The organism is Pseudomonas sp. GQ91 (assembly GCF_059758795.1).
Window position 1 is genome coordinate 259,467 of record NZ_JCAXED010000006.1, and the last position, 19,090, is coordinate 278,556.

The following is a 19,090-nucleotide window of genomic DNA, read 5'->3' on the forward strand; positions in this document are numbered from 1 at the left end:
GGCTTACTTCTCCGCCAACGGTTGCAGGGTCAGCCGGTTGTTGCCCAGTTCGATCACCCGCGCCCGGTCCGGGTCCAGGTCATCGCGGGTCAGCGTCAGACGCCAGGTGTTTTTCTGCGTGTCGGGCGTGCGGAACAACGCCACCACGGTCACGAACTGAGCGTCTTTATTCAGGGGCACGTTCAGTTGTGCGCCCTCTCCGGGTTTAACCACCAGCGCTTGCTGATCCAGCAGATCGGCGCGCAGCAAGTTATCCGCATCGCTCAGCATGCTGTCATAGGTGGCTTTGTCCACGGCCTTGCTATCGCGCAGTTGATACACCCGCACCACGGTGGGCACCGATAGGCCAGTCATGTCCGTCACGTCGGTGTTCATCGCCGCCCGGCCGGTAAAGTCCAAGTGCAGGACTTTTACCTGTTTGTAGAAGATGGCCTTGGCCATGGACACGGTGCCGTCGGCCACAGTCTGGGTCAGCCCGCACCCACTCAATAACGCACCGAGCAGCGCCACCTTCAATAGATTAAAAACGGTACGCAACATGCTGTGCCTCTCTGTACTGGGGGTTGCTGTGTAGGCCTTGATATCGGCCCAGGTTGATGGTGATGGTGTCGTGCTCCCCGACCTGCCAGGCCTCGCTGCCCAGGCCCAGAACACCGGTCATACCCAAGAGCACCGGCGCACCGCCGAGCACCGGTTTGGGCAGGCTGTGTATCGGCAATGACAGCTGCAATTTTGCAGTGCAACGCCAGCCCAGATACACCCGCAGCAACACCAGTAAGTCGTTGTGCAGTTGGCTGCCCGGCAACCAGCCACGCGCCTCAATCAGGTCCTCGGTGAACAGCGCCAGGTGCAACTGACTGTTGGCATCAAAGCCGACGCTGCCCAACGGCGTGCCCTGGGACAAGCTCACTGGGTGAGTGGTGGACAAACTGGCCGGCTGCGCCAAGGGCACTTTCTGTGGCCAATGCGGCGTCACCCGGGTTTTGGTATTGGGTGCCAGTAACTTGACCAGTGCACTGATGCCTTCGGCGTTGCGCGTCGGTAGGCGCATCACACTGAGCAGCGCCAGGAAGCGCGAGATCGGCGTGGCGATTTGCTGGGCGGTGCCGGGAATCCCCAAACCGATCAGACCCAGCAGGCATTGCGACGTCGCATCGCTGCCGCCCGCCTCGAACGTCGCCGGGTAGGAGTACTTGCGCCAGATGCGATAGAACTGGGTGAATATCCGGTGGTTGAAAATATCAAGGAACGCCTCCAGCGCTTCATGGCCTTCGCGACGCTGGGCGATGTCGTCCAGAAACGTCGTCGGCATCGGTGAGTCGACGCCGTACAGGCCCAACAGACGCGTGCGTACCGTCGCCGGACGCTCCGGATAGTCCTCGTCGGTTTCGATGGCCTTCAGTTCACCCGCAGGAAACCCCATACCGGGATCGGGCCGAAAGCGCACCGCATCATCCGCCGGGTGCGCGGTGCTCCCCAACGGTGGGTGATCGGGCAATGCCTGTTCCAGTAACTGGCAGAAACGGTAGAGGTTGGCCTCGGCAACCCGCCCGTCCAGCGCTTGGAGTAAACCAGCGGCTTTCAGCCGGGAATACGCTGACTGTGGTTTTCGTTCCATCGCAGGCACTTTCCAGTAGGTTGCAGGATCAGCGTGAGCTGGTTGAACAAATGAATGTCGGCATACAGGCCAAAGAAGCGATGGAGCAACTCGCCGAACAGGCTGATGTCGCCCTCGCCAGAAAAACCATTGGCATCCAGGGTGACTTCGATATCCACCCCGCGCAGCAGAAAGCCTTTTTCGAAACGCTGAACCAGATGATGGCGAACCTCGACAATCGCCTCCAGGCGACGGCGGTTCAGCTCGCTGCAGGTCCAGTCATACAGCGCCAGGGTGCCGCGCAGCACCTCGGCGCTGTCGAGCATCGGCAAGAAGTTCGAACCCAAATGGCTGAGCACCCGCCAGTGAAAACGATCACGGTTAGGCGGGTAGCACGGCAAGCTGGGTGCACACAGGTTGCGTACCCGCAGGCCGGTCTGGGTGGATTGCACCACGGTGTCGAGCAAGGTGCTTTGCAGGGCCTTACGCGGTAATAGCCCATTGGTGCCGGTCAATCGCAGGGACAGGCTTTCGCTGCCCTGCAATCGATCCTTATCGAAACCGTCACCGCCCAGGATCAGCCAAGTGTCATGCAAACCCTTGGCGGAGCGCTTCAGACGGGTATGGAAATAACGCTCAGGGGCCTCATCGCGCAGCATGCCGCCCTTGTGGCGAAAGCTGGTGAACGGCACATAGTCCTGACGCACCGCGTTTTTTGACGAGGTAACCTGGTCGACCGAATAGATTTCGGTGTGACCGTCCTGCAAGCGCATAGGCCGCAGCAGGTAGTCGGTTTGCAACGGCGCCAGAGTCATCGGATCGGCCTCCAGCGGGAACAGGTTGATCACCGGCACGGTGTGCAGGCGAATGTGTTCGCTGCTCACACTAAATTCGTGCGGCCATGCCTCGCGCAGCACCACGTCCAGTTCAAACCACGGCGTACCCGGGGTGAGGTTCAGTTGTTCCAGACCACAAAGGGTCACGAACATGAATTTTTCGCGGAAACTGAAGTACTCCAGCAGCAATTGGTAACCGCTGAAAGCGCTGTCGCCCTTGGGCCACAGGCGATCTTCATCGGCGAACCCCTTAGGCGCAAAGTGGCCCTCCAGCCGATGGCGCTCCTGCTGCCCCGACAAGCGTACGTACAACGCTTGGGTGTTCAGGGTCAGTGCCTGATGCAAGGCACTGGCCAGCGGTGCGTCGGCATTCAGGTACAGCGGCAGGTGGCTCAGGTCGATCTGACTCCAGTCTGTCAACGCACCGCAGGCAAAGCGCAGGCGCAGCAGTGAGCGACCGTCTGGCTCGTAGGCCAGTCGTACCGACTCCAGGGCCAACGGTTGCAACATCAGGTCCTGGGTGGTGGTGTAACGGCAGCGCGTGCGTTGCGGGCCGACGGGTTGGGACAGTACCTCAAAGCCCGTAGCGATGGCCTCGCTGCGCTTCATCTGCGCCAGTTCAGGCACCAACTCGACGACCGACAATGAAGGAATGGTGCGCAAGTAATGCGGCCACAGCAGGCTGACCAGACCCTCGGTCAGCTCCGGCAAGTCATCGTCGAGCTTCTCGCGCAGGCGCCCCATCAAGAAGGCAAAGCCCTCGAACAGACGTTCCACATACGGGTCTTGCGCGCCCGGTTTGTCCAGATTGAGTTGGGCTGCCCGATCCGGAAACGCTTCTGCGAATTCCTTGCCGGCTTCACGCAAGTAACGCATCTCGGCATCGAAGTAGCGCAGTGTTAAATTTTCCGTGCTCACAGATAGACTCCAGATGAATAAGGGTTAACCGCAAAGCACTGCAGCGCGTACCGGGTCAATCGCAACCAGTCCTGCCAATAGCGCCTCGGTGCGCCGGGCCAGGGTGGGTTTGTCCGCATCGTTGCGCTGCGCTTTCAAGCGCAATAGCTTGAGCAGGCGTGCCTTGACCTCAAAATTCAGCTCCGGCTCCCACACCGCCAGCGCGTGATGCTGCGCGGTAGCGTCCAACTCCCCCAGTAGGTGCAGGGCCAGATCGCTTTTGCCATATTGCTCGGCTACCCGCGCCATCAGCAGGCGCAGCAGCCAGCGCTGACGCCCGGTTTGTATTCCAGGCCGGGCCGCCAACCAGGCGAGCGCCACCTCTACGCCGTCGCTGTCGGCCTGGACCAGGGCTTCACCCTCCAGCGACAGGATTTCAGCGTCTCCTGTGGTCAGTATCGCCTTCGGTGCCGGCAGCCATTGCTGGGCGCGGTTGCCACTGACGTGTTGGGTGATCCAGTCGCGGGTAGTCTCATCGGCGAAGGGCGTACCGTCGTTCCAGTGCAACAGTTCCAAGCCCGGCAGTCGTTCGAGAAACATCCCCAGATCACGCTTGACGATATCGGCCCAGCTGTCCTGTGGTGCGGATTGTTTGCTCAACGCCTGGTACAGATACCACTGCAGATCCAGCCAAAAATGGTTCACCCCTTCGGCGTACACCCGCTCGACCTGATCGAGCAACTCAGCCCAACTCTGTTGCAGGTACAGGCGCTTAAGTTGAGCGCGATAATCGCCACGAGGTGACGCCAGACGCGTATTACCGCTGGCTTCCTCAGGCGGCGTCTGGTGCACCGTGTCCCAACGCAAGCTCTTCATCAGTCGATGGGCCGCCAGCCAACCTTGGGGTTGCTCGCGCAAATAACCCGCCAGCGCCCGGCCGTTGTCCAGCAGGTCACGCCCGGACTTGATGGCCGTGGCGGTTGGCGCCGACTGCACGTTCGACTCATGACTGGCACTGTGCTGCGGCACCAGTGCATCCACCCCGCCGGACTGGGTCAACCGGGCGGACAATGCGCCATACAACGCCCCTAACGCTGGACGTTGGTCTTGCGGCCACGCCTCAAGCCCGCGCTCCAGCCAGGCCAACGCCGCTACTGTACGTTCGGACTCGCTGCGCACCACCTCGGGGTACAACGACAGGCTGTCCAGCACCTTGCCGCTGGACAGCCATTCCAAAGCCATCTTGCGACTGTTGGGCCGCGCCGGCAGTACCTCTGCGGCATAACGCTCCACCAACGCAGCCAACAACGTCAGCCCGTCCGCCAGTCCGACTTCACCGTCCTTCTGCAAACGCGCCCACAGGTAGTAGGTGGCCACCCGCAGGTCCTTGCAGGTGTGGGTAAGCAGCTTCTCGGCCAGTTGAACCACCCGCTCGGCATCCGCCCCGGACAGTTTGTTGACCTCTTCACGCATGCGCTGGAAGTCATCGTCATAGCCTGGATCTTCGCCTACGGGTGAGTCCGCACTGATGGGCAGAAGCCACGGTTGCCAGCGTTCGGCCTGGTCGCGGGCGAGGGCCAAGGCATCGCGCTCACCCAGGCAGTGAGTGATCAGGGTGCGCAGGCTCATTCAAAACTCCCGTTTTGCGCATAGGGCACTTCTGCGGCACCTTCGTTGAGAAAGATCTGCGACGGCAGCGTGAAGTTGCGCAAGTTGAGCAGGGCCAAAGGACCTGCACCCAGTTCGGTGCGCAGGTTCCAGGTGAGATTCGCGCCATCAGGGGCTTTGAGGACCATGCGGTAGCGGCTGTCACCATCGTCCAAAGGGATGATTCGAGCTTTTTCCAACAAGCGAATCAGGCCCCAAGTGCCCTGGTAGTCACCGAACAAACGCTCGCCGGTATGAATGCTGGTCCAGCTCAGGCTGGCGCCCGGATGGTCACCACGTCCCGGCCAACTGAAACGCTGCCAGAGCTCTTTCTGGTTGAAGTACTGATGTTGCACACCATTGAGGATGAAGGTGGTTTGCACCACATCGCGCACCGGCTTGCCTTGCAGCTCGAAGCTCAGGCCCATGCCGCCGTCGGTGTAGATTACGTCAGCCAAGTGGCTGAGCTGGTTGATTGCCGACAGGAACTGCGGATTGAAGCGCAAGCCTTGACTATGACGAGGGTCGGCGACCCAGCGGCTGCCTTCCTTGCGCAGCACACCGCTCAGTTGGCGCTGCAAAAACTGCTCGATGCGCCCAGAGTCGGCGCGGATCATCTGCCCCAGCATCGGCAACGAGGAGTCACTGGCGGTGTCAGCAAACGGGTAGCGACCGGCGAAAGCGCCTTGCCAGTCCGTGACAATCGCCCGCTGCCACTGATTGTTGAGCCCAGCCGCAGAGGGTTGCAAAACCCGCTGCCAGGCTTGATCCAGCGGCTGCACAAACAGCGTATGGCCGACTCCACTCCACTCCGCACCCAGGCTGGCGGCAATCAGGTTGCCGTAGGACTGGGTGTCCGTCAGGTCGATGCTCTTGCCCTGAAAAACCGTCTGCGCCAAGGCCTGGGTCATTTCCTGCGGATCAGGCGCATTGCTCACTTGCTGCAATTTCAAACGCACACGTGTTACTCGAGTGAGAAACGCCTGCAGGCTCAATCGATCGTTATCGGTCTTGCCCTCGGGGTCTTTGCCCAACAGGGTCAGCAGCGGACCAAAGGTAGCATCCAGCGGACTGCGTGGCGCCTGGGTTTGTTGGTCGATCACCGGCACCTTGTCCTGATCGATCAGCTTTTGTGCGGACTTGATCAGCGAGTCAGCTAGGGCCTGGCTGCGAGTACCGGCCTGTCCCTGGTAGGCCAAGGTGTTCATCAGGGCAATCAGTGGCGACTGGCGGACATCGGTCATCAGGGTCAACTGATCGATCACATCGGGCAGGCTGACGGTCTGATGCCAGCGCAGGCTGTTGAGAAAATCCAGCCAGGCGTCGGCGTAGTCCTGAAAGTAGCGTTCAGTGAGGCGTTCCTTGAGCACACTAGGGGTCAGCTCGGCGGCAATATCGGTCTGGTTGTCACTGAGTACCCAGTCGATTTCCTCGCGGCGCGCCTCGGCGATATCGTCAATGGCCTGACGTACCTGGCCTTCCCAGGCCTGGCGAGTGAACACCCCCGGCACGCTGGATTCGGTGTAGAACAACGCCAGGGCGTCGGTTTCACCAACCATGCCTTGCACACCCAACTCAGGATATTGGTTAGCTGCCAGGTCGAGGACCTGCTGGTACAGGGTGGTTTCGGCATTGCGCTGGCCCAACTGACCGAGCAGCACTTGTCGGGTCAGCGCCACCAGCGTCGGGTCAGCCTTGATGGCCCAGTCCGGGTGCGTCGCCAAGTGCTCGCCATAGAACTGCCACAGGTTCGGTGACAGGCCTTGCCAGAGTCCCGGCGATACGCCGGTGCGTGACGGCTCGGCGTTGGTCAAGGCTTTGGTCAGGAAGGTCGCATCAGCTTTTTGCGGGCGCGCCATCATCAGGTACGCCTTCAATTGCTCGTAGGCGCTTTGTGCCCGTTCAGCCCGTTGCTCGCTGCCCGGGGGCAGACTGATCAAGGCGTTAAGCTGTCGCTGCAAATTGGCCGCTGCCGGGTCACGTATCAAGCGGTTGTTGGCTTCGACATAACGTGGCCACAGGGCATCGAGCAGGGCTTGATTTTGGTTCAAGCCGAAACGCTGGTACCAGGGCATGCCGTGTTTGGCGCGGTAATCCAGACGTGCCAGCTCGCGTACCAGATCGTTGAACGCGCTCAGTTGCTCGTCGCTATTGCCCGGTTGCTGCAATGCCGCCAACGAAGTTTGCACGTGGGCAATCTGTACACGGTTACTGACAAACGACAGCAATAACCCGGCTCCCCACAGCACTGCCAACCCTAGCACCAGCGCATAACCGACGCGCGGAACGCTCCAGCCCAGTCGACGGCCGCTGGTGGCGTTATCGTTGAGTACGCCGTGCCATGCCGGGGCGACGAGCCAAACATGTTGAGCATCACGCTGATCACCCTGCACCGGCAGGCTGAACCACAGCCCACGCAACGGCACGCCACGGGCGAACTCGCCGGCCAACGGAGCGAGCGTGTGACGCCAACGAGCAATTCCCTCGGCCTGCAAATCGCGGGACAGGCGCAGCAGGAAGTCATGGCCCATTACATTATTGATCTGCGCCAGGCCTTCGCGACGCAAAGGCTCCAGCAAACTATTCAAACGACCTTGCAACGTCTGCGCATCAAAGCGCGCCGGCAACAGGCAGCTCACTGGCTGCGCCTTGCGGGTGTCCTGCGACCAGGCGCTGTCGCAGACCTGCCACAGGTACAACGGCAACTGCCAGTTCAGGCCACGGGCCAGGCGCTGCATCTGGCGCACGCCCGCACCCATCGCGGCATCATCGGCGGCCTGGGTTTTGTTCAGTGCCCAGACCACGCCGTCGAGCGCACGCCAGCGGCTCAGGCCGGCCCATTGCTGAGGGAATGACTGGTCCAATGTCGACTGGGCACTGCCGCCCCACAATAGGACGGTGCTTTGGCCTTCCAGCCATAATTGATCGGCCAGGGTCGGGGCGATGGCTTCGATTTGAGCCGGTTCGCCAACGACCAGCAGCAGACGGACTTTACGGCGCCAGAAGAGGCCGTAGCGCTCTCGCAGGTGGTCACGCAGCGCTGAGAAATCAACAGCTGGTTGGCGAGGCAAAACCATCTGTGCGTCTGTCGGGGCATAGACCTTATCCGTGCGACCCTGCTCTTGGTGGTTTTGGCGTTTGAGATGCGCCAACAGCCGTGGTACCAAGCTGCCCACCATTGCGATAGTAATGATTAGTAAAAAAGCGAACAGCTTGTGGTGATTCTCGACTAACCCTATCCGAGCACCGTACTTCCAGATCACCCAGCCCAGCGCAGTTACAAGCGTAATGACCCACACTGCTGCCCCCGCGCGACGCCATGAATTACTCCAAGCTTTCATGCCAACTCTCCCGTGGTAACAGTGCTAATCCAGTGCCGCGATTCTTCTTGGGCCAATACCAACAAAGGCTTGCGCTGATGCCGAACCATTTCCACTCCAAGCGCAGTCACCAGCCAGTGCCCGAGCGGGCCCGACAATCCACACAGGTTCTCCTGAATCCACTGCGACTCCACCTTGAGCGACGCGCCATGAGCACCTGCGACAGCAAACATTTTGCCGGTCAGAGGCTGCCAATCCGCGTCGTCGGCCAACAAGCCAGTCGCCTGGCAAGCACTTGTCTGGGTTTGCAGGAACAGCGGAAATTCGCTATCCAGCGCGTCATTGTCCAACGGCATTGGCCGTAACAAGCCAGCCGTTACCGGTAGCTCCAAGGCGAGTGCCAGGCTGTCCGGGCATAAAAGCAAGGCTGCAAGCCCGTCGGAGTACGCTTCTTCGCCGTGTACCTGTAACACCAGAATCAACTCGATGGCTGCGCTCGCAGTCTTCAATGTTTCATCGATCCACCGGTACGACAATTCGCCAGCCAGAGTGACCGTAGCGGGTAGCGGCCGACTTTTTGTGGTGGTCCAAGTCTGCTGCAAGGCATCGCGCAAGGCTTCGTATTGCCCAGGATCGACATCGCTCAGGAGGGTGATCCGCAGCTCCTGGGCCGTCGGCAAGGCTTGCAGTGCCGGCGCCAGTCCCTGGACCAACATCTGCAATCCGGTCTGCACGCGTTCCGCCTGTACAGGTAGGGCCGTAATACGCCGTGCCTGCCCTGTACGGGGAGGCAAACCAGAGGGACCTTGAATCAGTACGCTGGCAGACACCTGATCCGGCAACAGCACACAACTGGCAGACACTGCCAGGTAGCGCTGCGACCAGCCCTGCCAGGACTGCTGTGCACCTTGTGCCTCCTCCTCAAGAAACTGGTAATGACTCAGCGCTTTCCCGTAAGCATGGGCACGAGCACCAAACGCCAGTATCCAGACCAGCAACGGCGAGCTGGAAAATACCCAGATATTGAACGTATGCAGTAGCGGCATACGTTCGGAGGCATACAGCAAAAACAGCAGCACGCAGGCGAGCACCGCCACGACTGCCGCCAATACCCAACGGCCCAGCACAGGGGGCTCTGGAGCTTCCACCACTTCGGGCGGCTGACGATCCCAGCCCATGACTAGCCCACCCCACAATCGGGAGCGCTGGAAATCACCTGACAACCGCACTCAGAGCGGCAACCGTTGATCACCATGGCCCGGCCATCCTCAGACCAGTCCGGACAGCCTTCCACAATCCGGTTGACGCCATGCCCTGGCAGCGGACAGCGAACTTCGTCACCGACCAATGCCACTCGCTTGCCATGCACGATCATCGTGGATGAGGCCGAGATGACTTCTCCACCGTGGGTGGTTTTATCACCTAACAAAACGAAACCTTGGGACATATTGATTAAGTCTCCTAATCTAAAGACAATGCATCTTCCAAGTATTGCAATTATTGAAAAGCCCAGGCAGTCAACAAAAAAGTAAAGTATTTATGACAATGCATACAACAACCTCAACCAATCACTGAACACAAGTTAAAAAGCAGAGCGCTCTTACTTAAAAAGTAAAAGCTCAATCTACCAACCCACAGCAAATTTCTATTTTTTATTTTTATCGGTACTCAACAAAAAAATATTAAACTTTTGCCGCTCTACATTCCGCTGCATAAAAGGCGTGTTGATATTCAGAATTATTGTAGCCTCCATACATTTTCCAGAGGAAAGTCGGGCCTTCATGAAAGAAGAGGGCCAACCATCAAAAATCGCCTCACTCGATGAAGTACTAACAAACTCTTCAGCCGTATCATTACACAATTCGATCAATGCACCGTTAACCAAGAAAGTCCTGGGAAACCGATCAGCCCACTCATTATTTATCTCCCAGCCGATCCCTGAACCCGACACCCCCCTATCATTATAAATAGAAATTACCTTGGCGTTTTCACCATCGTACCCGAACGTTATTGGAATCCAAAAAGTCATATAGTCCACATCGTCAGATTGGACATATTTCACATCTTTAACACTCTCGATCATTTTGACTTTTTGGACAACACTACTCAAGCCGCTCTCATAATCATCCTCAGCACGCACCTGAACATAAATCACTTGAGGCTGATCACTCAGTATCTGACTGACCGGAACCTTCGTATAACTAAATCCTCGAGCACAACCAGATATAAATAGAAAAAGCACAATCAGCAGCATTTTATTCATTTATCACCCCCCCTCTTTTCAGTTTTATTCTTCATTGCAACTTCTTGAAATTTTGGGCACGTCCATCGGCCAGCCATGCTGGCATTGGGATATGTGATACTGGCCTGTTCTCCACAGGGTTTGGTTCTGGGCGCAACCGCTAAGGTTGAACAGCAGCACACCTCCCATTGCATCGCGGATTAGTGTGTTCATGCATCACCCCAAGTGACGGGGAGTGGACATAGAAGCTTGATAGTCATTGCGGTTGTCCCAAGCGAATGGCTTGCAGCTTCCTGAAATTCGGTTTGTTGCCATCCGCCGTAACGCTGCCATCGGGGTAAGTATTCTGGGGATAACTACCTACTTTCTGCACCTTCGACTCAACGGAGTAAACAACGTAGTCGGCATGCAGCACTGGCTCAAACGTTACCTTTCTGGCATTTGGCGCTCGGTAATATGAATAAATTTCGCCCTCTCCAACTATCCAGACAACCTTTTCATGCTTGCCAATTAACTGTTCATTAATCCAAGGGTAGTAGTCCTTCCTAATCAGCAGGTCCCCACTGACCGTTCTTGTGGGCTCAAAAGCAGAGCGCTGTTGGGGTAGGTGCTGATCAAACATTACAATAATCCCGCCCCCAGGTCCGGCCCTGACGTTATCCCCGAAGTGTGTCGTGTTGGCATAGGTGACGCCAAAGGTGACGTTACTCAGTTGCCACTGGCATCGGCTACCGCCGTTGATGGCTAGCTTCGCCTCGTACACATCGCTCTGCCCCTGCTGCTGTGGCTGCACCGTTGTAGATAGATAACCATCCTCCTCATAACTGGACCAATCCGTCCCGGAACGTTTGATGGGGCATTTCTCGGAGCGGTACATCACCCGCATGGGTTCCGCTGCGAGATTCGGGGGAACCTTTACCGTAATGCTGACCTGCTCTCCTCCCTGTGGTGGCGCCAAGGTCTGGTTCTGGGCACAACCGCTAACGCTGAACAGCAACAACAGAACACCGCTCATGCGGCATAGGCGTGCATTTATACGCTGAGTTCCTCGGTGACAGTTGGTGCCGTCGATGCTCATTTTTTGCTCCTGCGGCGCAATGTGGTGGTCGACGAAGTCGCACACGGTTCGGTTTTTTTCAGTAGTCGAAATGTTCATGAGTTAAGCGTTTCCTCTGCGATTGAAGCGCTTGGTTCGCTGTGACGTCCCGAAGGGTTACTTCGGGCTTGGGTGATCTCGATCATTACGCCGAACTCCCGTTTGCGGGCAAACCGCTTCAGGGCTTCGGGCCCACCTTCCAGCTCTTCAGTCGCGCGCAACGCCATGGGCAATAATGTTTGCAAAGCAAGGAATTGTTGGTTGCGATGGCTTTCCGTCTCGGGAACACCCAGCGTGTGCATTTGCTCCTTGAACTTCACTCGGTCCTCCTTGCGCTTCAGCGGCAGTTCGGGGTCGATCAGTTCCAACAATTGGTTATGCAAGAACGGCAGATAGGCAGCGTTCATCAGGTGGTCCATCGGATTGGTGCGACTGGTACTGCGCTCGGGGTTGGTGTGCGATGGAAACAGATCCGCCAGGTTTTCCCGGTTCAATGAACGGATCAGGATTTTCTGATCTTCATGGGCGAAGCGACTGAACTCATCGCTCAGGCTCGGTACCAGATAAATGCGTGTGCGATGCGGTAGCCGCTTAAGAACGGTGGTGTGGTAGGGCGCGCCGAGCCCTTCTTTGTTGCGTGCGGCAGGGTAGTTGGAACCCCGTGTTTCCACATGCTGGTCGGCTCGGTAGAACATGGCGATCTTCCCGTGATGCCAGTAAGGGTCTCCAAAGCTGACAATTTTCCCGGCCACCAACTGGCCCACGGACCAGGTATAACCCAGGGTGGAGCCCAGCGGGCCCAGGACGCCGTACAGCCAGTTATCTAACGCAGCCTCGGGCGGCAGACTGGTGATGGTGTCCGCATCATTGACATGGCGGAAATGCGTCACCGCTTTCAAGCGCTCCAGAGCCTTGGCGGTGAAGGTGCGGGGCATGCCGTAGGTGTAGAGCACCGGATTGCGATCTTTCAGCTCCGCAGAGTGGATCAGAGCCAGAGCTCCGCCCAAACTATGACCGCAAATGAATAACTCACGCCCCCTTAACGCTGCCTGAATGTCATCGAAACGCTGAGGAAACAGCTTCTTAGCCACCTCAAACGAATGCAAAAATCCATAATGAACACTGCCAGCATCTGTCAGAGGCGTACACGCTGACTTCACGTCGCAACCACTGCCATCGGCCGGCATTGGGCGGTACAGCGCATCAGTCACCCAGTCCATGGGCTCCTGGGTCCCACGCCAAGCCACAACTACTTGTGTCGAGTTGACGCAATAGAACAACTGGGTGTTTTTAATAATGTGCCACGGGATTCCCGCCTCACCCGGCGGTACTTCGGCCGCTGAAGAGTCAAGCATGACTGCCGTGGTGTAGCGCTGGTCGAAGGGTACGTCCACCACCAGTGCCGGCACGTCGATTATCACCGGCGAGCGCGACAGATCCAGGCACTGGCGATAAAAGAACTCCTCTACCGAACCAGAGACGGTACTGGGATCGGTACCCGGTCGTTTTTTCAACATCTCCTGGGCGACGACGCTGTAGGTCAGGGTGGACATCAACCCAAGGTTGTAGGCGTTGGCCATGCTGTATTCAGGCTGATGATGGAGTACCAGCGACCATGCACGATACGGGCAAACTTCCAGTACGTGACGGCGATTCAGTGCCTCATAAGCAACCGTAAAACCACTGAAGTTCTTATCCGGAAAGTGGAAAGCCGGAAGTTGGTCCGGGTCCGCCAACGGCGGGTCGAAAACAGGCTTCTCGTCGCACAGTTGGCCAATACGCAGGTAGTGATAGACATGGCCTGCTGCGAGCGCCTTCTCCTCTTCGGGGGAGAAGGCCGAGCGCTGTGGGCCATACAGCGGGGTGCGGTCACCGATGACAGGCCGGGGCGGCTCGGGTCGTTCGGCACGCAAACGACGGGTTTTCAATTGCTCGGCCAGGGGGGCGACCGTCATCAGCAACGTGATGGGGATCGGATGCAGACCGTCGAGGCGGATGACCCCTTGGGCATCACTTTGGCCCGCGTACTCTGTAGCACACCCTGAGCGCGTAGCGTCGTTCACTGCGCGATAGGGCATGTTCGCCAAAGGATCGCCCTGCTCGTCCAGCAGTTGGAATTCGACCCAATGCTGTTTCTGCTTCCCCCCGATCACGTCTTTACGCGGGTTGAGGGTGTCCGTACGGTGCAGGGTGTCGTTCATGACGGTCCTTAATAAATAGTGATATTGGCTGAGCAACTGTCCGACCGAATGGGTTGACCCGCTGATTCGGCTAAACCTTTCGTAACAAAGCACTGCTGTTTAAAAACTTACTAAAAAAATAAACATCGCCAGGATGTAAAAATTAAAAACCAATACCGCACCCAGCGACTACCCGAAGCATAAGCTCGGGCGACATTTCATTAACCTTCCTTCTTGGCCCGCTCTATTTCAGCTTTCAGCTTGGCCCACACACTCGAACTAATGAGTCGTCTCAAGCGCCCAGCCACAATGGATCGACATTTACCCACTACCCCTTGTTTGGCCCTTTTTTTGATCAACGCCTCAATATCCTTAACCAGCTGATCTTCGTCGAAGTACCACCAAACAGGTGGCACCGGAGACAGCATGTTACTGATGCACACAGGCGCTACTCGCTCAAACAAAGCGAACTCAACCTCCTCAATCGAGTAATTTTTTGCCACTTCCGCGATTTGTTTGTAGTCAACCTCGGTATCCACATACAAATCAGAGAGCGCCGACCAGAGTCTCCGTTGAGCTAACTGATTTCCCACTTGCCAAATCTCTCTATTTCATCATCCCACGAGCCCGCCAGCTTCGAGGTTCTCCAATCAAATACAACCCCAGAAGCCAACATAAAACCGACGGTAAAAACGGTCTGCCAGAGCGTTCTTCCATCATTATTTTAGGCCCGAACAAGCTTCCCCCTGAAATAAATCGAGCATAACTTTATTATTTCCGAAAGTAGCAGAAGAGCGAACAATAACGTAACTGACGTAGTGCCGATTGTTTTCGAAAACCATAGGAAAACCGATATAGAAGGCACTGTAAATAACAACCTAAGAGGAGTTTGGGCATAAACTAAATATGGCACCCTACTAGACTTGAAAAAAAACAACAGCATTGAAAAAACAATCGAAACATTCAAAGCAAGAGAAAGCCAAAAAAGCAAAATCGAAACGGAACCGTGCTCTGCACTCAACAAAAAAAAGGACTGTATATCACTGTAAAAAGGAGTTCTTCCCTGAGAAAACCCCAGATAGCAGAATCGTCCAACATAAAGAAGATCCATCCCACCCCAGAATAGATAAAGCCATTTGATATTCATTCAGTTTTCCACCTTTTTTTCATACACGTCATCGGCAACGCCTGGTTGCCAATACGAAGAACGCCCGCCAGCCGCCCAAGCATCGTCACCCTCCAAATATGTTTGAGGTATTCACCTATTTTCCCCGTATTTACGAATTGCAGACTGCGCTTTAATATTTTCATCGGCATCGTCAGGCAACGGCTTCCACTTCTGAACTTTGTCACGTTTAGTGTTCAGGTAGTCCTTACCTTCTGACCCAAAAAGCCTACCCTCATTTCTGTTGAGATTGGCATCGCAAGATGGAATGACTTCACCTCCCTCTGCCAGTCGCGTGTATTGAAGATACTCCAAAGAACCCTGCGCATTCTTACTGATACAAAAAACAGCGGTATATGTATCTCTTGCCTGATAGGCGTCACTTAAGCGAAACACATAGGTTCGATTGACCTTCAACGCCAGCGGATGACTTTTAATTTTATAGTCGTCTAACTCGTAACCCTCAGGTACAACATCAAACCCAATACAAGCCCCTGGCTTCAGCTCCAGGGGCTTGTAACCAGATTTAAGGGACACTCCCCAGGAGCCTGCATTTCGAACATAGCTTTCTGACAAAGATATCCAACCGACTGAAAACGGCTCCTTTGCATCACGAGGCAAGCAAATAGCTGGTTTATTATCAATCATTGCAATATCAGCAGTTTCCATACGCCCAAATGAATTGCCATAGGTGCTCCCCGAAACCAACCAACACAACCCTAGTAACCAAAGCACTGTATGTTTCATATTTTTCGTCAACCTGGAAGATTTGCTTTGTCGGTAGGATTGCGTAAGACACCGCTCAGCGTCGATGCAAGGAGATCAGGGCTCTTGTCATAATTATTCGGGTTCCACACCCCACGAGGGTTACCAAGAATACAAATCAGATAGTAGTCAGAGACAATCTCTCCCTGCTGCTCCATATTGTAATCAGAGAAGTCTCCGCTAGCCGTCAAGGTATATTCGTATGCCTTCGCGCCACGACTGGTCACCGTCAAACCTGCCCTTTTGACCGGATAACCAAGTTGGTACTGCCACACATGGGTCATTTCGTGCATAAACAGTGCCTTATCCCTATCATCTGCGGTATTAGAAAAATCATCCCTGTAGTATTTAGTACTTGCCGGATAGTACATCTCGCCATTAGGTGTTACTGCCGTATTCTGCATGCCAGCGAACACCCACCAACCACCGTGATGCACCTTCACCTTGCTGTAATCCACAGCATCCATAAATACGGTTCCAGCCATCGCAATCTCTCCCGGCGTTAGGGAGCGTTTTTTTCCTTTGGGCAGAGGAACACTTTTTGTGGAGCTGTCCACATCTGTATCGTTAGTGGAGATGTTGCTGGACGTGAGTTCAATCACCATCGGAGCTTGAGAGCTCTGCGCCGCGCAGCAAAAGGGTGCAGCACTCTCTGGCGGAAACAGCGTCAATTGAGTGACTTGGGTCGGCTTCTGAGTCACGAAACGTTGTGTATAACCTTGCGCATCAGTCACGCCATCAAGAATGCTGCCGTCAGCCAGGGTGGCCGAGTACTTCAGATTACTTGCCAATTCACCATTCGGACCCTCCAAGTGAAGCTGCTCGTCATAGATTGCTGTCTCCGGCAGCTCAATCTTCAAGCCACCTGGCACCAAGGTGTGGACGCTCATGGTCAGACCGTCCTTGTCAGTCACCCCGCTGAATACCTCGCCTTGTTGGGTGGTTACCCGGTAGCGAGCAAATGGCATAGGTGCTTGGGCTTCGTCTTTCAAGGTGTAGCTGCCGGCGTACCCAGACGGCAACGGTGACGCCGGGGTATTAAGGCTGGCGCTGCCAAGCTTTTGCACATTGGCAGTCTTGAGATAGATGTTGCCGGGCGCACCCAACTCTATATCGCCGCCCTTGAGGCGGATGTAGGCGCCACCGCAGTTAAGTACCAGCTCTTGCGGGGCGCTGATTTCTATACGGCCTTCGACGCTTTCGATCTTGACATCAGTCTTTGCCAGAGCGTGCAGGTTGCTGCCCTGAGCGTGCAGTTCGACTTTGCCTTGAGCGGCCTTGAGTTGCAGGTCGGCACGTTGCGCGAGCACGCTTACGCCGCCCTCAGCGGCTGCGGTGATGTCCTTCCCGGCGCTGATGTCAGTGTTGTGGGCGGCCATGATGCCCACGCTTTCCCCACCGGACGACAGGCATACGGCTTTAGGACTGAGCACGCCGATACCCGCTGGTGCATGCAGCAGAACACCCGGTTGTACCAACCCCTTGAGTGCCTCAACCAAAGCTAGTTGGCTCTCGGTATCGTTGGACTTCACTTCTGCGCTACGGGCAGCTTGAGCCATGGAGCGAGCCAGTGATAAGGCGCTTTCCAGTTGCTCAATGGCGGCCTCCATATCGAGTTGCTCACCCCGAGCCTTACCCTGTTCATCAGCAGTGATAAACAACCCTTTCCCACCCCGAATTGCGCCCCAGCCGTCGGTGCGCAGTTCAAAGCCTTCACCGCGCTTCTGCTTCTGCGCATCGACCAGGTGCCCGAGGTTGAGTTGGCTCTTGCCGCTGTGCTCGGTACTGAGCTTGATGTGCTCCTGCCCGCGCAGGTCTTCCATGCGCAGCTTATTGTTGGCTGGCGTGCGCAGCACGTTGCGCGTGTAGTCGCGTTTACCCAGCGTCACGTGGTCGGGATGCTGGCTGTCGTGCAGGGCGTGGGCAATGTACGGCCGATCCGGGTCGCCCTGTTCGAAGGCGATGGCTACTTCGGTGCCAGGGATCAGTGGTAGGTGCAGGCCGTGGGTGTCGCCCGCATAGGGACGGGCCAGGCGCAGCCAGAGGCTTTCTTCACCGGGTTTCCAACTGTCGCGGTCAAACAGAAAATTGACCTTGTAACGTCCTTCAATGTCGATGTGGCCGTAGGGGTCGTGTTCCTGCGGGCTGGTGACACGGGCAGGGACAGTGCCGGCAATTTGCGGTTTGTCTTGCAGCGCTGGGCGAAAGCACACGGTTTCCGAGTAGGGTATGGCCTCAAAGCTGACTTCAAAACTGCGATCCCGAGCGGCACGGGTGGTCAGTTGGGTGATCACTGCGCCAGGGGCAAAGGCCTGTGGCGCACCACCGGATATTTTAAGCACCTGACCAGGCGCCAAGGTGGCGCTGCTGCTGATACCGCTAAGTTGAGTCTGGCCGTTGAGGTACCGCTCGTGACGCAGACGGGCATAAAAATAACCGCTCTCGCTTTGCAGGTCTTCGTCATGGGCATAAGGATCGCCCAGTACGGTGTACGGTTCAGCGTAGTGATAGGCCTCGCCGTAGGTGGTACTCGCACCACGGGTTTGGTCGACGTTGCCATTCAGATAGGCGCTGGCGGTACGGTGGTGGTAAGCACGAATGTTAACGTGCTGCTCCACCACTTGATGGCTCGATTGCAGGCTCCACGCCCCGTCTTGCCCGCTGCTGCTCAGCCCTGATTGCGGGCGATACGCCAGTGCGACGTCGAATTGGTAGTGACGCTGGTCATCGTGGAACTCCACCACATCGATTTTCAGGCGTTCGTCGCAGGTAAAGCAGTACCAGATGCCGACGTCGGCCAGCAGGCGGGAGATGAAGGCTAGGTCGCTTTCGCCATACTGCATGACCTGTTCGCGCTTGGGGTATTCACGCACTAGGTTGAAGAGAAAGTCCTGGCCTTCGAAGTCGTGGCGGGTACGCAGAATACTTTCAACGATCTGCGGCACCGATTGGTGCTGGTAGATCCGAAATTGCCTGCCTTGGCCAAGCAAGGCCAGGTGCGGTTCCAGGGTAATTTCGTAGCGGGCTTCATCGACGGAGCCAGACAGGCGTTTAAATCCGGTGACCACGCCGTGCAGCGTGCGCAGTGGCTTCACCTTGGGCGCACTCAGGCCCAAAAACGGCAGGTTGTGCGGTGCACCATGCAGGCTGAAACTGGCGTTCTGACCGAGCATTTTTTCGGCACCGATGTCGCTGTCGAAGCAGGTGAATTCCACGCGGTAGTTGAACGGTTGGCTCAGGCCCTCTTTACCCTCGAAAGCCAGGACATCGAGCCGTGCGTCAACGTCGCGAACACTCAGTGTGTGACGGCTGTGGTCGAAAAAAGTGCGCAATTCGTTGAGCATA

General features: G+C 56.6%; 13 protein-coding genes. All 13 read right to left on the minus strand.

Features of this window, described 5'->3' with window-relative positions:
- Positions 1-3: 3 nt before the first annotated feature.
- Positions 4-540, minus strand: a complete 537-nt coding sequence (gene tssJ / locus AC6CIA_RS11555) for a type VI secretion system lipoprotein TssJ (protein ID WP_498312069.1) — start codon at positions 538-540, stop codon at positions 4-6.
- A complete protein-coding gene (tssG, locus tag AC6CIA_RS11560) occupies positions 521-1,618 on the minus strand; it encodes a type VI secretion system baseplate subunit TssG (protein WP_498312071.1) in 1,098 nt (365 codons plus the stop codon). Before tssG ends, tssJ begins: the two co-directional genes overlap by 20 nt.
- A complete protein-coding gene (gene tssF / locus AC6CIA_RS11565; protein WP_498312073.1) occupies positions 1,582-3,351 on the minus strand; it encodes a type VI secretion system baseplate subunit TssF in 1,770 nt (589 codons plus the stop codon). The genes tssG and tssF overlap by 37 nt, the downstream gene beginning before the upstream one ends.
- A gap of 24 nt (positions 3,352-3,375) precedes the next feature.
- Complete coding sequence (tssA, locus tag AC6CIA_RS11570; RefSeq protein WP_498312075.1) at positions 3,376-4,959, minus strand: type VI secretion system protein TssA; 1,584 nt, start codon at positions 4,957-4,959, stop codon at positions 3,376-3,378.
- On the minus strand, positions 4,956-8,054 hold the full coding sequence (locus tag AC6CIA_RS11575; RefSeq protein ID WP_498312077.1) for an ImcF-related family protein: 3,099 nt from the start codon (positions 8,052-8,054) through the stop codon (positions 4,956-4,958). Before AC6CIA_RS11575 ends, tssA begins: the two co-directional genes overlap by 4 nt.
- 260 nt (positions 8,055-8,314) lie before the next feature.
- Positions 8,315-9,475, minus strand: coding sequence for a KPHS_23130 family T6SS system protein (locus tag AC6CIA_RS11580; protein WP_498312079.1), 1,161 nt, complete (start codon positions 9,473-9,475; stop codon positions 8,315-8,317).
- 2 nt (positions 9,476-9,477) lie between these two features.
- Complete coding sequence (locus AC6CIA_RS11585; RefSeq protein WP_498312081.1) at positions 9,478-9,744, minus strand: PAAR domain-containing protein; 267 nt, start codon at positions 9,742-9,744, stop codon at positions 9,478-9,480.
- Positions 9,745-9,942: 198 nt separating this feature from the next.
- Positions 9,943-10,560, minus strand: a complete 618-nt coding sequence (locus tag AC6CIA_RS11590) for a hypothetical protein (protein ID WP_498312083.1) — start codon at positions 10,558-10,560, stop codon at positions 9,943-9,945.
- 235 nt (positions 10,561-10,795) lie between these two features.
- Positions 10,796-11,695: a hypothetical protein gene (locus AC6CIA_RS11595; protein WP_498312085.1), complete on the minus strand. Its 900-nt coding sequence runs from the start codon at positions 11,693-11,695 to the stop codon at positions 10,796-10,798.
- Complete coding sequence (locus AC6CIA_RS11600; protein ID WP_498312087.1) at positions 11,692-13,836, minus strand: lipase family protein; 2,145 nt, start codon at positions 13,834-13,836, stop codon at positions 11,692-11,694. The genes AC6CIA_RS11595 and AC6CIA_RS11600 overlap by 4 nt, the downstream gene beginning before the upstream one ends.
- A gap of 200 nt (positions 13,837-14,036) precedes the next feature.
- Positions 14,037-14,408 carry a DUF7079 family protein gene (locus tag AC6CIA_RS11605; RefSeq protein ID WP_498312089.1) on the minus strand — a complete coding sequence of 124 codons (372 nt, stop codon included), beginning with the start codon at positions 14,406-14,408 and terminating at the stop codon, positions 14,037-14,039.
- Positions 14,409-15,073: 665 nt separating this feature from the next.
- Positions 15,074-15,727, minus strand: coding sequence for a hypothetical protein (locus tag AC6CIA_RS11610; protein WP_498312091.1), 654 nt, complete (start codon positions 15,725-15,727; stop codon positions 15,074-15,076).
- An 8-nt stretch (positions 15,728-15,735) separates the two neighbouring features.
- Positions 15,736-19,089: a type VI secretion system Vgr family protein gene (locus tag AC6CIA_RS11615; protein ID WP_498312093.1), complete on the minus strand. Its 3,354-nt coding sequence runs from the start codon at positions 19,087-19,089 to the stop codon at positions 15,736-15,738.
- Position 19,090: the final 1 nt, after the last annotated feature.

Coding starts and splice junctions, on each gene's coding strand:
- AC6CIA_RS11595 (WP_498312085.1), bottom strand. CDS start 11,695: ATGAACATTTCGACTACTGAAAAAAACCGAACCGTGTGCGACTTCGTC.
- AC6CIA_RS11610 (WP_498312091.1), bottom strand. CDS start 15,727: ATGAAACATACAGTGCTTTGGTTACTAGGGTTGTGTTGGTTGGTTTCG.
- tssG (WP_498312071.1), bottom strand. CDS start 1,618: ATGGAACGAAAACCACAGTCAGCGTATTCCCGGCTGAAAGCCGCTGGT.
- AC6CIA_RS11585 (WP_498312081.1), bottom strand. CDS start 9,744: ATGTCCCAAGGTTTCGTTTTGTTAGGTGATAAAACCACCCACGGTGGA.
- AC6CIA_RS11600 (WP_498312087.1), bottom strand. CDS start 13,836: ATGAACGACACCCTGCACCGTACGGACACCCTCAACCCGCGTAAAGAC.
- AC6CIA_RS11575 (WP_498312077.1), bottom strand. CDS start 8,054: ATGGTTTTGCCTCGCCAACCAGCTGTTGATTTCTCAGCGCTGCGTGAC.
- tssJ (WP_498312069.1), bottom strand. CDS start 540: ATGTTGCGTACCGTTTTTAATCTATTGAAGGTGGCGCTGCTCGGTGCG.
- AC6CIA_RS11580 (WP_498312079.1), bottom strand. CDS start 9,475: ATGGGCTGGGATCGTCAGCCGCCCGAAGTGGTGGAAGCTCCAGAGCCC.
- AC6CIA_RS11615 (WP_498312093.1), bottom strand. CDS start 19,089: ATGCTCAACGAATTGCGCACTTTTTTCGACCACAGCCGTCACACACTG.
- tssA (WP_498312075.1), bottom strand. CDS start 4,959: ATGAGCCTGCGCACCCTGATCACTCACTGCCTGGGTGAGCGCGATGCC.
- AC6CIA_RS11590 (WP_498312083.1), bottom strand. CDS start 10,560: ATGAATAAAATGCTGCTGATTGTGCTTTTTCTATTTATATCTGGTTGT.